This is a genomic window from Salipaludibacillus keqinensis, assembly GCF_003226325.1.
GTDB lineage: Bacteria > Bacillota > Bacilli > Bacillales > Salisediminibacteriaceae > Salipaludibacillus > Salipaludibacillus keqinensis.
In genome coordinates, this window is sequence record NZ_PDOD01000002.1 from 280,202 (window position 1) to 295,821 (window position 15,620).

Sequence of the window (15,620 nt, forward strand, 5' to 3'; positions counted from 1 at the left end):
TAGACTAACGTTTTAAACGATAAGGTTGAAAATCTTCTTAAAGTATAAGATAAGTTCAATTTCCCCGTCAAGAATTTTTAAATATTTTCGTACGTTTCTTCTTCTTCCTCTTCACGGGATTGACTTAAGTCATCCCAATCGTCAGTATGTAACATTTCTAATTGAGCTTCAAGCAACATGCGAAAACGAGTCCGGTAGACAGAAGCTTGTTTTTTAAGTTCTTCAATCTCAAGGGCAACCTTACGAGATTTCCCTAAGGCTTCATTGACAATTCTATCAGCATTTTTCTCTGATTCTTTGATGATCAGCTTCGCTTCTTTGTCCGCGTTTCGCTTTACATCCTCTGCTGTCTCTTGAGCAACGAGAATAGATTTATTCAACGTTGTTTCAATGTTTGAGAAGTGCGTCAACTTATCTTCTAATTCTTGGACCCGGTCATATAACTCTTTCTTTTCACGAATAACCATTTCGTAATCTTTGATAATTTGATCTAAAAATTCATTCACTTCATCTTCATCATAACCTCGAAAACCTCGAGTAAATTCCTTGTTATGAATATCCAAGGGGGTCAATGGCATATCGAGAAACACCTCCGTTTGTTTATTAGTATGTACATGGTTTCGACAGTTTCAGGAAGAATCCCTTCCTAATTGACAAACTTATTTTGGAAATCCTAAAATGAGACGCTGTTTTCCTTTTTTCGTCTGTCCTTCCATTTCCACGATCTCGCATCGACCTTTTCCGCGGAAAGATAAGACATCGCCTTTCTCAAGTTGGAAAGCAGGATCATTAATTACTTTCCAGTTCACTTTCACTTTTTCACTCACAATCGCTGGCTTTACTTTGGATCTAGATAAATGAAAAGCTTCAGATATCACGGTATCTACTCTTAGAGAGGATACTGTTACAAACGTTTCTTCTAATTCTTTCACTTGTTTCATGACATCGTCTTCTGAAATAGGCTTTAACTCCACTTTTGCTTTCCCTACTGACTGAAGATTTAAGACGACATAGTCGGCTACTTCCTCCGATAAGATGAGTTGAAATTGGTCTTCTTCTGAGAGAATATCACCGAATTTTTCTCTTTTCATCCCTATGCTCATTAACGAGCCGAGAATTTGAGAATGTTCAATAGTGATGAACTTACTAGGGTAACGCAACTCAAAAGCGGTCAAACGAAAATCTTCATTCACAGGCGTAATATAGTCAGGATAAAGCAAAGCACGTTTCCTCTCTGCCTCACTATGACCTCCCCAAAAGCTTACGTGAACATCGTCATGACTCCCTACAAGCAATTGGACAATCTTTTGTTGACGAGGATCAAGGAAATCCGTTAATTTAGGACGATATTCCAGTTCCACGATGGCCTTCCAATCTAATACTTGATCCACAAAGGCATGTTCTTCTTTTCTGAAATGTTCATACAATGACATGGTACACACTCCTATTTAAGCAAAAAAGGAGAATAAATATCTGACCCCGTCCATAGCAAAACGCAGAGCAAATATTGCAACAAGCGGCGATAAATCAATCATTCCAAGAGGTGGGATGATCTGTCTGAACGGAGCAAAATAAGGTTCTACTATTTTACTAATTGTTTGTCCAAAATTTGATTCCCTTGCATTAGGGAGCCAAGACATAAAGATGTATATGATACAGATAAACCAATAGATTTGCATAGCTTGTAATACAATAGCTTCAACAATAGCCACAATTTTTCACCTTCCTCTACTTCTATGATTCTTTAAACATTTCGGAGATCGACCCTGTAACATCGACATTATCCGGTGTACAGAGAAAGATATTACTACCAAGCTTTTGAATATCTCCTCCAATAGCGTATACTGTTCCGCTTAGAAAATCCACAATTCTTTTTGCTTGATCTCGCGAGATTCGTTGTAAATTGATCACAACTGCTTTACGATTTTTTAATTGGTTGGCAATTTCCTGAACTTCATCGTAACTGTGCGGTTCTAATAAAATCACCTTTGCTTGGTTCTGAACACTGCTTAAACTGACGATATTGGCTTTTTCTTTTTTCTTTTCAAATTCTTTAGGGGGAAATTCCGATTCATGAAGTTCTTGTTCCACTTCTACCTCTGACTCGCTGTACTCATCTTCCATTTCGAAAAAACGCTTCAATTTTGTTTTTATGGTCATGATTTCACCCCACTTTTACTTTTCTTTTCCTACAAGTGATGAACCAATACGAATAAATGTGGCCCCTTCTTCAATGGCAACTTCATAGTCATTAGACATTCCCATTGATAGCTCATGACAAGGAGCATGAGGAAGTTGAAGGTGTTCCACCCTCTCTTTTAATTGCCGCAAATGCTTGAAAGCAGGTCGGAGGGTTTCTTTGTCTTCCTTAAAAGGAGCCATTGTCATTAATCCTACAACTTCAATGGAAGGATATTTTTTTAAATCATCTATGAATCCCATTACTTCGTCAGGATGAAGTCCAGATTTAGACTCTTCTCCTGTTACGTTCACTTGAACGAAACACTTTTTTTTCTCGCCTTCTTCCACTCGTTTATCAATTTCTTTGGCTAACGAAAGGCGATCTAAGGAGTGAATGTACTCAAAAGCGTGAATCATTTTTTTTACTTTTTTAGATTGCAAGTTGCCGATAAAGTGCCAAGTTGCTTGAGAACCAAGTGCTGTCCATTTATCTAAACCTTCTTCGATCCGGTTTTCTCCAAGGTGAACAATGCCTGCATTTATCGCTTCTTGGGCCCTCTCAACTGAGACATATTTCGTCACTGCTACAATATGTATCCTTGCAGGATCTCTATCTGAACGTTTACACGCAGACTGAATCGAGGCTTGTACATGTTCAAAGTTCTGTTTGACTGACAATGGATAAACTCCTTTCAATAAAAGCGCCAGACCCTATCTTGAGTGGTAGACACCTACTGAAATCAAGTAGGCGCTACCCGATGGCGACTGTGCTGTACAATATCTATCTGCACGGTGTATGTTGTTCAAGCAACGAAACATGCACTGGGTCGATAATAATGAGCTGAACAAACATCTTTGCCTAGTTAAATCATCAAGAAACTAAAGATAAACTCTCTTAAAGTATAAAGAAAGTTATTCAATCAAGCAATGGTTTCCATCAAGGAACTCGCATATGTTAGAAAAAAAGTGGAATTTGTTGTCTTTTACGTTAAGGTTGTTCATCATAGAAACTTTCAGAAGAACCCCTTCCTTCGACACGAACAAGAATCACATCTGACCCGATCTTGACGATGTTTTTCCACGGAACTATCGTTTCTTCATCTTTTTGAAACAAATTCTTCATTCGACTTCCGCCAATGACAATGGCAACGACTCTGCCTTTTTCTAAATCAATATCAATATCTGTGAGGTGACCAAGTAATTTTCCATCAGCTAAGTTAACAATGTCTTTTGCTTGTAACTCTGACATATTAAGCATGTTCGCTCTCCTCCTTGTACTTCTCTACCCTTATTTCATCTTATGCCAGGCTTGATTGGGTTATAATCATTAAAAAAATAACCTGCAGGTGACAGGTTATTCTCCAGCGTGCCTATTCATTTGTTTAATCGCTGCTTTTTCCAGACGAGACACTTGTGCTTGGGAGATCCCTATCTCGTCAGCTACTTCCATTTGCGTTTTCCCTTGGAAAAAGCGCATATCTAAGATTGTCTTCTCTCTATCATTTAAACGGATCATCGCTTCTTTTAGAGCTATTTGCTCAATCCAATTGACATCTTTTAATTTATCGTCACTAATTTGATCCATGACATAAATCGGATCCCCCCCATCATTGTAGATAGGTTCAAATAAGGATACTGGATCCTGGATGGCATCAAGAGCAAAGACCACTTCTTCTTTAGGTACACCTAACACTTTGGCAATTTCCTGAACGGTCGGTTCTTTTTCTCTTTTTTTCTCACTCATAAGATTGTCTCGAACCTGAAGGGCTTTATAAGCGATATCCCGCAGTGATCTCGACACGCGAATGGGATTGTTATCTCTTAAATACCGTCTAATCTCTCCAATAATCATAGGCACAGCATAGGTAGAAAATTTAACATTTTGTCCTAAATCAAAGTTATCAATCGATTTCATCAATCCTATACAACCTACTTGAAAGAGGTCGTCTACATACTCTCCCCTGTTATTAAACCGCTGGATGACGCTTAACACGAGTCTTAAGTTTCCATTAACGAGTTGTTCTCGGGCATCGGGGTCACCTTCTTGCATCTCTTTGAAAAGAATTCGCATTTCTTTGTTTTTTAATACAGGTAATTTAGACGTATCTACACCGCATATTTCTACTTTATTTCGTGACAATGGTTTCCCTCCCATCAGGAGATATGTTACAAAATCAGTATCTCCTGAGGAGGGAAATTTATGCAGACAAGCCAATTCGAAATAGTGAGAAAAAGGCTGAAACGCAAGTGGCATAAACACTTTTCTTTAAATCATTTTATTAAATTCTTTTTGAAGCCGTTTAATGATTCTTTTTTCTAGCCTGGAAATGTAAGATTGTGAAATACCTAACATATCAGCGACATCTTTTTGGGTTTTCTCTTCTTCACCCGCAAGACCGAAGCGAAGTTCCATGATTTGCTTTTCCCGGTCGTTCAGCGACAATAGGGCTTTTACTAGCAATTTCCGATCGACTTTTTCCTCCATGCCTTTCGTGATGATATCATCATCTGTTCCTAATACATCAGATAGCAGCAATTCATTTCCATCCCAGTCTATATTCAATGGTTCGTCGAAAGAGACTTCTGAACGCAATTTATTGTTTCTTCTTAAATACATTAGGATTTCGTTTTCAATGCACCGAGAGGCATAGGTGGCAAGCTTGATCTTCTTTTCCGGATTAAATGTATTAACTGCTTTGATTAAACCGATCGTCCCTATACTGATTAAGTCTTCAATATTTATACCGGTGTTTTCGAATTTCCTTGCAATATAGACAACTAGACGTAAGTTACGCTCGATAAGAACAGATCGCACAGATTCATCCCCATTGGGAAGCTTCTTTAGTAAATACGCTTCCTCATCTTTGGACAGAGGTGGGGGCAGGGCTTCACTTCCTCCTATGTAAAATACTTCATCAGACTTCAGACGAAGTTTCTTTAATAAGCGGTACCACATCAATTTAAAGCGGATTGTTAATTTTTTCATTGCTACTCCTCCTCATGTAGTGGTCTTTCAAATCACACTTTTACTATTTTGGAACATTTTAGGGTTGAGAAGACAATGATATTCTCCTTTTTCTCCTAAACTTAAATGACTTAGCCCTAATAATGTTTTGCTGCAATCATAAGCCTTGCCGTTTTCATACACCGTGACTTTATCGGGACGCAGTGTCCATAGAAATTGTTGATCAGTCCCAATGGTTCGATAAGGAACAATGGAAAGTTTCCCCTGATATTGTGGCGGCACATGACTTGCAGAATGAGCTTCCTCCATGGAAAAATTGTACAAGTCTTGGGGGAATTGATCCTTCGTTTCCTTCATATCTATAATCATCACAGGTTTTTTCGTAAACGGATCGGTTAATTGATTGCCGCTATCTACAAAACCTTTCATTGTAAGTATAGAGTCATTAAAACTGACAATAACGTCCATCGTCTCGTCATAGCGGATTTTCACTGACTCTACAGAATCAAACCGCTGTTTAGAATAAATGAAGATGAGCGGGAAACCAATCAACACAAATAACCAGCTGATCGGACTTCCGAAGCCACTGCCTCTAGTAGCAAAGGTTCCATGAATAAATGAACTATCCATTTGTAAAAAAAAATGCAGTCCAATCAGGCCTCCACCTACAGCGAAATTCACAAAATAAAACATCAGCAGGGCTTGGACAAACGAACGAATTTGATGAAACCTAAAAGTGATTAGAATGATAAAGACAGAATAAATTCCTTTCATTAACGGGTGAGTCATCACTTGCAAACTAGGTATGAAAAGGAACCAAATGTACATAGAAGCAAAGAGAGCACCTAAAAATAACCTTTTCTTTGAGACATTCTTTTTCAACACAATCGAAGTTAGAAGCAAGAGTAGGAGATCTATAAAAAAGTTAAGCATCCAAATTACGTCTAAATAAAGAGTCAATGGGACCACCGTCCAACTCCGAATTTAAGGATAAGTATAACCCACAAAAATCACTAAGTCTGTCACTTTATGGAACCAATACGAGACTTATTTTAAGAGATTTTTAAAGATAATGTCATCTGAAATAGGTAACCATAGGGACGGTTCTTGCGGTTGAGATGAGTAGCACCTACCTAGCATGACACTTCAGATCAGGACGAAAACATGAGGAATCAAGAGGAAAATAGAGATGCTAAATTAGAGAGGGCCCCAAAAGGTTTTACTTTTTGGGGCCCTCTCTTCCTATTGTTTATAGGTATTCTCCGCTAAGTCCAAGTTTACGAACTCTCCTACTTTTTTTAAATAAAAATCGTGATGGTTGACTGCTTAATTCTCCTTCTAACGCTTCGGCCCGCTCTATGGGTCCGTGAGTAAAAACAGTCGTCTCGGGCTGTAATACTTCAAGCAGTTTCTCCGTTACCTCAACTCCTGGGTGCACCTTATAACGATTTTGTTCGTATGTGATCCAATCTGAGATTACATAAATCGACAATAATTTTAAGGGATGTCTTTTAGGCAAAAGACTACACTTACGAACGAACGTTTGGTATAATTAAAATACAAACACACGTTCTTGAGGGTTTTAACATTTGTTAAGTGCTAATGGAGCATTTTCGATTGAGAATCTGATTTATTCTGAGGACATGAAAGTGAAGGATAAGCGAGACTATCGCCCCATGAACCTTACAAGCACAAGCATTAGAAAAACATATTATACAAAAAAAGATGTCTCGCAGCGGTCTAAAAGACCGAACGAGACACCTTTTGGTTGCTTTTTTGTTATTAACGATTCCGTCTATTTCTTAAGAACGTAGGAATATCTAACGTATCCATCTCTTCTTCCGCAGGTTGCTGCTGTTGCGGAGTAGGAGCTGGTTTTTGTTGATTTTCTTGTGAAGATGCCGCCTCATTTCGTGAATGAGTTGAAGGTTGACTAGGCTTAGGTTGACCTAGAGAAGGGCGTGAGCTTGTTGCCGGCTTCTCAGCTTGCATTTCGTCAAATCCTGTCGCGATCACTGTAACGACAATTTCATCTTTTAGATTCTCATTGATGACAGAACCGAAGATCATATTTACTTCGCTGTCGGAAGCTGTCGAAACGATTTCAGCCGCTTCATGCACTTCAAACAAGCTTAAGTTTGTTCCACCAGTGATATTCATAAGAACACCTTGAGCACCGTCTACACTCGTTTCAAGCAACGGTGAGGAAATGGCTTTCTTAGCCGCTTCTGCCGCTCGGCTCTCACCTGTAGCAACACCAATTCCCATGAGAGCAGAACCTTTCTCGCTCATAATCGTTTTCACATCGGCGAAGTCCAAGTTAATGAGTCCAGGTACAGCAATTAAATCTGAAATCCCTTGAACCCCTTGACGTAAGACATTATCTGCTTCTCTGAAAGCTTCTAACATTGGCGTGTTCTTATCGACAATTTCTAATAGTCGATCATTAGGAATGACAATAAGCGTATCGACCTTTTCTTTAAGGGCCGCAATACCATTTGTCGCTTGAAGCATCCGTTTACGACCTTCGAAGGTAAATGGACGAGTGACGACACCTACCGTCAAAGCTCCAGCTTCTTTGGCAATTTCTGCAATAACTGGCGCAGCACCTGTACCGGTTCCGCCACCCATACCTGCAGTGATGAATACCATGTCTGCTCCTGTTAATTGTTCTTCTAATTGATCTCTGCTTTCTTCAGCAGCTTTTTTACCAATTTCAGGATTAGCTCCTGCACCTAAACCTCTCGTAAGCTTGCCACCTAGTTGAAGTTTGTGATCCGCTTTTGATAGATGAAGGGCTTGTGCATCGGTATTCACAGCGATGAAGTCAACACCTTGCAAACCATTTTCGATCATGCGATTTACAGCGTTACTCCCGCCACCGCCAACACCTATAACTTTTATTGTGGCTAACTGTTCCATATCCATTTCAAATTCTAACATTTTCGATCCCCCAATCCGAGTTCGTACCAAATTCACACGATTCTCTTTTTACTCAAAAAACATTTTAAACATATTCGATACTTTCTTTTTCACGCCAGGACTATCTTTAGACTCTTTTTGTTGCTTCGGCTTTTCTTTCCGCTCTTTACGTGGTTCTGCTTTCCCTTCATTGATCGGTTCTAATCCGGTTTCAATTTCTTTTCCTTGAATGCGAACGTTTCGATGTGCGAAAGTAATGAGTCCTACCCCGTTTGTATACTGAGGTTCTCGTACCCCTATATAATCAGGAATAGCTACTCGAACATTTTTTTGAAGGACGTCCCTTGCTAGCTCAAGGACACCCGGCATTTTAGCAATACCACCAGTCAGTACGAAACCGCCTGATAAATCGCGATAACCTAATCGATACACTTCTTTTAAAACTAGCGCGAACATTTCCTCTAAACGTGGCTCAATAATGTTTGCCAGTTGCCATTGAGAGAATTCTTGATTTTGATCACTGCCAATCTCCGAAACTTGGAAAGTCTCATCATCGGAGGCATGATTTACAAAAGCATGTCCATGTGTTGTTTTTACCTTTTCAGCTTCATCTGTGGACGTGCGGAATCCAACGGATATATCGTTGGTGATGTGGTCTCCGCCAACCTGAATCTGGCTCGTCCCTTGTAATGATCCGCCCTCAAACACTGAGACAGTTGTGGAACCTCCTCCCAAATCAACGAGGGCCACTCCTAGACTCCGTTCATCTTTAGATAACGCAACGGATCCCGCAGCCAGAGGTTGTAACACAATGTCTGCCACATGTAGTCCTGCTTTCTCTACACAACGAAGCAAGTTATGTAACATTGTCTTAGATCCAGTGATGATGGTCCCTTCCATTTCAAGACGAACACCGATCATCCCTCTTGGATCATTAATTTCGTCTAAGCCATCGACAATAAATTGTCTTGGAATAACATCAATGATCTCTCTTTCAGGTGGAATGGAAATCACTTGAGCCGCATCAATGACTCTCGTAATATCTTCATCTCCTATTTCCCGGTCGTCACTGGAAACAGCCACGACACCATGACAAGGCTGAAGTTGAATGTGATTCCCTGTTACTCCCACAATCACATGCTTAATACTCAATCCAATCATTCGTTCCGCCTTTTCAACAGCTTTCTTAATTGATTGAACCGTTTCATCAATATCAACAATGGAACCTTTCTTTATTCCTTCAGAGCTAGACTCACCTACTCCGATAATATTTAAAGAACCATTCGTCATTTCACCGATAATGACCCGAACGGATGATGTACCGATGTCTAATGTTACATATGTATCATGATTATTCATTGGCTGGCACCTCCTTTAAAACATACAGTAATAAATTCATACACGCAAAAGCGTTCTTTTCCATTATGGATAGTATTCAACATAGGTTGCTCATTCCCTCTTTTTAAATTGTTTAAAAATCGAGAATCCTTCCACACAATCAAGGTAACTCTTTATTTCGCACGTTTTGTTGTCCATTTAGTCAGCAATATTCGTCGAATGATGGCTATATTGTGAAACAGCCTAACCCCAAATGCAAAAACTGCTGCTAAATACAAGTCTACACCAAGATGCACACCGAGAAAAGCTAAACTAGCTGCTAGGAAGATATTTGTGAAAAAACCTGTGATAAAAACATTCTCATCAAATGTTTTTTCCAATTGAGCTCGTGTTCCACCTACTAGTGTATCAAGAGCCGCCAATACTGCAATAGATAAGTAACTGGCATATTCTTCCGAAATACGTAGATCAGTAAAAAAACCTAATAATAATCCTAGTAAGAGTCCTACAACGGGCAACCACATATTAGGACTCCTCCTGCACAGGTTCCATAAAACGAACCCGGTAATTTTTCTCGTAAGCTGGCAAGGTGACCTCGTCCATAGGCGTAGAAGAAAAGCGCATGTTTTCATAAATGAAAAGTTCATTGGACTGTGAAGACATCATCGCATGATGGATCAATTCTGGATCATCGGCAATCACTTTAATTTCAATTGGAAAGTAACTCAACCAATTGCCATTGACTAACGTTCGTCCATTTGCTTCACGAATGGCAGTGGTTGAAACAATGCGTTCATTTCCGATTGCTATATGCTGCGCACCTTGGATATTCAATTCATTAATTAGTAACCGAAGAAGATAGGCAGGAACAGTTTGAATAGCTCCGCCTGAGTAATTCTCATCAAAAAAGATATTCACTTCAATGAGTAACCCCGGCCCGCTTACTTCTGTTAATCCAGCTTGGTGTTCCAACTCTTCCATCACTTCTGCCATAACTCCCTCAACATCCTCAGTTTGTTCCAGCTGATACAAGATTTCCAAATGCCTGTCCAACTCTTGATTAAGTTCTTGTTGCCTTTCTTTTTCCGTCATTAAAGCCTGCCTAAGTTCACCCATATTTCTCGTATCACGGGAAGAAGGTTCACTCAATGATTGAAATTGAACGGCCACCATGAAGCCAATCACAGTTGTCACACATGCAAATACTAACATTCTATTTTTCATGTGTCTTCCACTCTCTCAGAAAAACGAGGATTTAACATAATTTCACTTAGCTTTTCAATTCTAACTTGAACATTTTCATTTACTAGCTGATCTTTCACGCCGCCAATCAGATTCAGTGATTCATCTAACATTTCTTGATCACCTATCGCCGTTACTTCAAAGGGAGCAAAGGATACTTCACCATCCACTTCAATAACTGGGCCCACACAATGGATATAACTCTGGTGATTAATCCGATGGCCATTAATAGCTACAGCTTCTGCTCCAGCAATAAATAGTTCGTCGACCACCTGTTGAATGTGATGTTCGTGCACGATATAATTATTTGGATTTTCATCTCCGAGAACATAGTCAGCATCTTCTAGCGTGATTTGAATACCTTCCCCTTTTACAGCAACTTCTCCTGTGACCATCCTCAACCTATCAATGTCTTCAACCATATTAAAGTAAGTAAGTTCTTGATTTGAAATGTCTTCCTCAATACCTTTAATACGATTTTGAACTTCTCTTATATCATCCGTCAGTTCTCTGTTAAGTTGCTGTTCATACAGAACATCATTACGCAATTTCTCTTCCTCTTCCCATTGAGACTCAGACAGATATCTTTCATTTCTATCCGTTTCCTTTGCATACTGGAAGCTAAAAGAGATCAAAAAACCACTTAATAACATGACCAATGAAAAAATGACATAATTACCCTTCACTCTCAAGGTCATCTTCCTCCTCGTTTATTTCGAAGCTTTCGAAATAAGGGTTCATGCGCATATGAACAATTCCCGCCTCATCAGGGTCCAATTGTTCAACAACTGAAGGGTAAGAAGAAATTCTATCAGCAAAATTGCTAACGGTTGAGCTGACAATAAAACCGTCGTTCATTAAAATTGTCAGTCGAGACGAATCATTTTCCACAGGGTCCAAAAAGATGTCAGACATTCGTTGACGAATTTCAGATGGTGTTTGACCTAGTTGAGTAACCATTCTTGTGCGAATATCTTCGTCTTCAAAATCTCGAAGAATCGGTGCATCATAGGGGGTGATCCCTTCAGTACCATCTTCGGAATATATTTCCCCTGTTTCTAAGACGGGAAAATAGGAATCTCCATTATGGAAATAAGCAATTCTCTCATACTCATTGATGTCCAACACGATCGTGTTCATCCATTGTCTTGAAACGTCCACCCCGTCAATTGCCTGATGCTGAGAAACCCGCTCAATCACTTCACTTTCGCCGATATTCCACATACTCACTTCATTAAGGAGTTGTGATTCTTCAATGATCCAATCTGATGAAGCGTAGGCATTTCCTTGTACTTCCACTTGTTGAACCTGGCTAAAGGAGCTTTGGAAATAAATGATTAACAACATCAACGTAAAGAAGACTGATACATACAGGATGAGACGCCGATTCGTCCGTTGTTTTCTTCGTTCTTTTAGCTTAGGTATTCTCTCTTCAATTTCCACTACTTTTCTTTCTTTCATGAGTCTTTCCTCCATTGTATAGCAAGGGATCGAACGAGAAAACAGGCATTTTCATAAAACGTCAAAAAGTGACATTTATCCTGTATAGCTTTATGCAGGTATAGTTATAAGTTCCCGGATCCGGTTACCAAACGGGTCAACCAATATATTCAACCTCTGTCTCCATACTGACACCATATTCTCTTAATGCCAATTGTTTGATCTCAGAGATCAACGTTACTATATCTTTCGCCGTAGCCTCACCGGTATTCACGATGAAATTTGCATGCTTTTCCGATACTTTTGCGCCACCTACTGAGTAGCCTTTCAAGCCGAGATCTTCGATAACTTTACCTGCGTGTAACGGTAATGGATTTCGAAACACACTGCCGCAGCATGGATCTTTCCATGGTTGAGTATCTTTTCGATAAGCTTTATTCTTTTGTAACCTTTCGCGAATCTCTGCTGAATCTCCTCTTTTAAAGCGAAATTGAGCTGCAAGACAGATGCCTTGATTTTTTTGTAAGATAGAAGTCCGGTAACCGAAACCAAGTTCTTCATTTTCTATCCAGCGAAATTCTCCAGATGGCATCAGAACGTAAGCTTTAGTGAGAATATTTGATATATCTGTCTGATGAGCTCCGGCGTTCATGAACACCGCACCTCCAACAGATCCAGGGATTCCTCCGGCAAACTCCAATCCTGAGTACCCTTTTTTACTTATGATCGTAGCTAGCTTGATTAGTGAATATCCTGCTTCAACTGTCACTAAATCGCCTTCTTGGTGAAATTCAGTTAAATTATCACCTAATTTAATCACTACCCCATCAATTCCTTGATCAGATATGAGGACATTTGATCCTTTTCCTAAGGCAAACCACGGAAGAGACCTTTTCCTTATTTCTTCTAAACCTATCTTCAAATCCTTCACAGAACTGGGTTCATAGAATACTTTTGCAGGACCGCCAACTTTCCAAGTTGTATGATTCTTAAGCGGTTCGTTCAATCGAACACGACCTGCTTGATGTGACTCAATTACAGATTTTAGCTCATTTAGGACTGACTCCGTCACGAGGCTCCACCTCTTACTTCTTTTATGAGTTTAGCCATGTCTTCCGCTGCATCGGGTTTTCCTAATTTTAACGCGGCATCCTTCATAGCTGACCATGCTTGATCGTTTTCTAAAATCGTATCGATTTCATTCATTAATTTATCAGGAGTGGTGTCTTTTTCAAGAACAACCTTTGCTGCTGCCTCTTTTTCTAGAGAGCGGGCGTTCTTCTCTTGATGATTGTTCGTTACATAAGGGCTAGGAATGAGAATTGAAGGTAGCCCTAACGCTGTGATTTCAGCTAATGTAGTCGCGCCGGCCCGTGCAACTAGAAGATCAACTTCATGTAACACCGCTGGCATGTCATGGATATATGGTACACAGACTAGCTGATCGATAGCTTCTTCTTGTTGCTCAATTTTCTCTTTGACTTTTTCATAATGAGCGTCTCCTGTAACATACAAACATTGATAATTTTTTGTTTTCCAATGATGTAGAGTTTCCATAATCGCATCATTAATTGGCTTGGCTCCTCGACTCCCACCTACAACTAGCACGGTTTTCTTTTCAGGTGATAAGCCTAACTCTTGTAGACGAGGTTTCCCTTTTGGATGAACCATTTTCACCACTTCACTGGCCCGAGGATTCCCAGTCATCACTATTTTATCCTTAGGAAAATAGTGAGCAGAGTCTGGAAATGAAATCGCTACCTTTGATGCATATTTAGCTAAAAACTTATTTGTCAAACCTGGCACGCTGTTTTGTTCGTGAATGATCGTAGGGATGTTCAGTTTTGCCGCAGCATAAACAACAGGCCCGCACACATATCCCCCTGTACCAATGACTACATCTGGTTTGAATTCTTTAATATATGTTTTCGATTGCTTTACAGCTCTTAGAAATCGGACAACGGTTTTCACGTTATCTAATGATACCTTTCGTTTGAAACCTGATATTTTGACCGTTTTTAATGGAATTCCTTCTTTTGGTACAATGGTCGATTCAAGTCCATTTTCCGTTCCTATATATAAACATTCCACAGAATCATCTTGTTTTACTAAATGACGGATTAATGCAATGGCCGGATAAATGTGTCCACCGGTCCCTCCGCCTGATACTAATATTTTCATAATTTCCTCCTCATGTGCAGCTTACGCTATCATTTCTATTTTAACCCAATATAACCGGAATTTTAAGTCATTATTGAATGTTTCTTCTTGATTATTCAATATATCTCCATTTTATACTATGTAATCAAGTCAATTTTGCTTGTAAATGCTTGAAAGTAGCACCTACAGATGTAGATGCTACTTTCCTATTAGCGAATATGGCGACTGATGTTTAATAAGACTCCGATCGTGGTCAGCATTAATGTTAATGAGGAGCCACCATAACTCAGCATCGGAAGCGTAATACCTGTAACAGGCATCAGACCAATGACCACCCCAATATTGATCATCACTTGAATGGCGATCATTCCTATTATCCCTGTAGCAAACAAAGTGCCATATAGGTCAGGAGCGTGAATGGCAATTCGCAACCCTCTCCATAATAAGATGGCAAAACAGACGAGAACGAATGTCCCACCGACAAACCCTAATTCTTCCGCTAATATGGCAAAAATAAAATCAGTTTGAGGCTCAGGTAAATAAAAATATTTTTGTCGACTGTGACCTAACCCTAATCCAAGAATTCCTCCAGGAGCAATGGCAAACAACGATTGAATAATTTGAAATCCGCTTCCTAAAGGGTCTTGCCAAGGATCCATAAAAGAACTGATCCGTTCGAGACGGTAAGGAGCTGAGGCAATCAGCCCGACAAAACCGGCAACACCTACCCCACCTAACCAAAGAAAATGGGAAATTCTCGCCCCTGCTACGAAAATTAACAACACACAAGTCATGACCATCACGGCCCCTGTGCCTAAGTCCGGTTGGAGCATGATTAAACCGAAAGCCACAAAAACTAAACTGAACACTGGAAGTAACCCTTTCTTCCAAGTGGTGATATACTTCTGATTCTCAGAAATATATTTAGCAAGGAACAAGATCATGGCAAGCTTCATGAATTCAGAAGGCTGAATAGAAAAAGCGCCAACTCCAAGCCAGCTTTGAGCGCCCCCTCTCACTAAACCTACTCCTGGAATTAACACGATCACAAGCAAGGCAAAGCATACAATCAATATGATATTTGCTAATCGTTTTAATCTCCAATAGTCAACTTGCACCATAACGAACATCGAAATGAATCCTACTACAACAAAAATTAATTGGCGTTTCAAAAAAAAGTAAGGATCTTGAAAACGATACTCTGCCCAAACTGCGCTGGCGCTGTAAACCATCGTGCTGCCGATTATGACAAGTATGAGTGTCACGACAAACAGGAGAAAATCAGGGGTCGTTCTTACTTTAGGCAATAGACACACCTCGATTCGTCATCACCCTCATAGAGGGTATCTATTACCTATTTCTATGATCAAAT

19 protein-coding genes are annotated in these 15,620 nt (G+C 39.7%); all 19 read right to left on the reverse strand.

The window, feature by feature from the left end; all coding sequences use genetic code 11:
- Positions 1–77: 77 nt before the first annotated feature.
- Positions 78–578, reverse strand: coding sequence for a DivIVA domain-containing protein (locus tag CR194_RS08505; protein WP_110609253.1), 501 nt, complete (start codon positions 576–578; stop codon positions 78–80).
- Positions 579–659: 81 nt separating this feature from the next.
- Positions 660–1,433, reverse strand: coding sequence for a YlmH family RNA-binding protein (locus tag CR194_RS08510; protein ID WP_110609254.1), 774 nt, complete (start codon positions 1,431–1,433; stop codon positions 660–662).
- A gap of 15 nt (positions 1,434–1,448) precedes the next feature.
- The gene (locus tag CR194_RS08515; RefSeq protein WP_110609255.1) at positions 1,449–1,712 is read right to left on the reverse strand and encodes a YggT family protein; all 264 of its coding nucleotides are present in this window, start codon (positions 1,710–1,712) and stop codon (positions 1,449–1,451) included.
- A 22-nt stretch (positions 1,713–1,734) separates the two neighbouring features.
- Positions 1,735–2,160 (reverse strand): cell division protein SepF, encoded by a 426-nt coding sequence (locus CR194_RS08520; RefSeq protein WP_110609256.1) that lies wholly within the window; start codon positions 2,158–2,160, stop codon positions 1,735–1,737.
- A gap of 15 nt (positions 2,161–2,175) precedes the next feature.
- Positions 2,176–2,859, reverse strand: coding sequence for a YggS family pyridoxal phosphate-dependent enzyme (locus CR194_RS08525; protein WP_110609257.1), 684 nt, complete (start codon positions 2,857–2,859; stop codon positions 2,176–2,178).
- A gap of 310 nt (positions 2,860–3,169) precedes the next feature.
- On the reverse strand, positions 3,170–3,439 hold the full coding sequence (locus CR194_RS08530) for a YlmC/YmxH family sporulation protein (protein ID WP_110609258.1): 270 nt from the start codon (positions 3,437–3,439) through the stop codon (positions 3,170–3,172).
- Positions 3,440–3,535: 96 nt separating this feature from the next.
- Positions 3,536–4,321: an RNA polymerase sporulation sigma factor SigG gene (gene sigG / locus CR194_RS08535; RefSeq protein ID WP_110609949.1), complete on the reverse strand. Its 786-nt coding sequence runs from the start codon at positions 4,319–4,321 to the stop codon at positions 3,536–3,538.
- Between the two features lie 126 nt (positions 4,322–4,447).
- On the reverse strand, positions 4,448–5,167 hold the full coding sequence (gene sigE / locus CR194_RS08540; protein ID WP_110609259.1) for an RNA polymerase sporulation sigma factor SigE: 720 nt from the start codon (positions 5,165–5,167) through the stop codon (positions 4,448–4,450).
- 27 nt (positions 5,168–5,194) lie between these two features.
- Positions 5,195–6,115 (reverse strand): sigma-E processing peptidase SpoIIGA, encoded by a 921-nt coding sequence (spoIIGA, locus tag CR194_RS08545; protein WP_110609260.1) that lies wholly within the window; start codon positions 6,113–6,115, stop codon positions 5,195–5,197.
- Between the two features lie 280 nt (positions 6,116–6,395).
- Positions 6,396–6,638: a hypothetical protein gene (locus CR194_RS08550; RefSeq protein WP_146035927.1), complete on the reverse strand. Its 243-nt coding sequence runs from the start codon at positions 6,636–6,638 to the stop codon at positions 6,396–6,398.
- A gap of 290 nt (positions 6,639–6,928) precedes the next feature.
- Complete coding sequence (ftsZ, locus tag CR194_RS08555) at positions 6,929–8,089, reverse strand: cell division protein FtsZ (RefSeq protein WP_110609262.1); 1,161 nt, start codon at positions 8,087–8,089, stop codon at positions 6,929–6,931.
- Between the two features lie 48 nt (positions 8,090–8,137).
- A complete protein-coding gene (ftsA, locus tag CR194_RS08560) occupies positions 8,138–9,427 on the reverse strand; it encodes a cell division protein FtsA (RefSeq protein WP_110609263.1) in 1,290 nt (429 codons plus the stop codon).
- 152 nt (positions 9,428–9,579) lie between these two features.
- Positions 9,580–9,930, reverse strand: coding sequence for a small basic family protein (locus CR194_RS08565; protein WP_110609264.1), 351 nt, complete (start codon positions 9,928–9,930; stop codon positions 9,580–9,582).
- A gap of 1 nt (position 9,931) precedes the next feature.
- Entirely contained in the window at positions 9,932–10,630 is a 699-nt protein-coding gene (locus CR194_RS08570) for a DUF881 domain-containing protein (protein WP_110609265.1), read from the reverse strand.
- On the reverse strand, positions 10,627–11,346 hold the full coding sequence (locus tag CR194_RS08575; protein ID WP_199228150.1) for a DUF881 domain-containing protein: 720 nt from the start codon (positions 11,344–11,346) through the stop codon (positions 10,627–10,629). Before CR194_RS08575 ends, CR194_RS08570 begins: the two co-directional genes overlap by 4 nt.
- Complete coding sequence (locus CR194_RS08580; RefSeq protein WP_110609267.1) at positions 11,324–12,109, reverse strand: cell division protein FtsQ/DivIB; 786 nt, start codon at positions 12,107–12,109, stop codon at positions 11,324–11,326. The genes CR194_RS08575 and CR194_RS08580 overlap by 23 nt, the downstream gene beginning before the upstream one ends.
- Positions 12,110–12,245: 136 nt before the next feature.
- Positions 12,246–13,160: a UDP-N-acetylmuramate dehydrogenase gene (gene murB / locus CR194_RS08585; RefSeq protein ID WP_110609268.1), complete on the reverse strand. Its 915-nt coding sequence runs from the start codon at positions 13,158–13,160 to the stop codon at positions 12,246–12,248.
- Positions 13,157–14,269 carry an undecaprenyldiphospho-muramoylpentapeptide beta-N-acetylglucosaminyltransferase gene (gene murG / locus CR194_RS08590; RefSeq protein WP_110609269.1) on the reverse strand — a complete coding sequence of 371 codons (1,113 nt, stop codon included), beginning with the start codon at positions 14,267–14,269 and terminating at the stop codon, positions 13,157–13,159. Before murG ends, murB begins: the two co-directional genes overlap by 4 nt.
- Before the next feature lie 188 nt (positions 14,270–14,457).
- Positions 14,458–15,555, reverse strand: coding sequence for a stage V sporulation protein E (gene spoVE / locus CR194_RS08595; RefSeq protein ID WP_110609270.1), 1,098 nt, complete (start codon positions 15,553–15,555; stop codon positions 14,458–14,460).
- Positions 15,556–15,620: the final 65 nt, after the last annotated feature.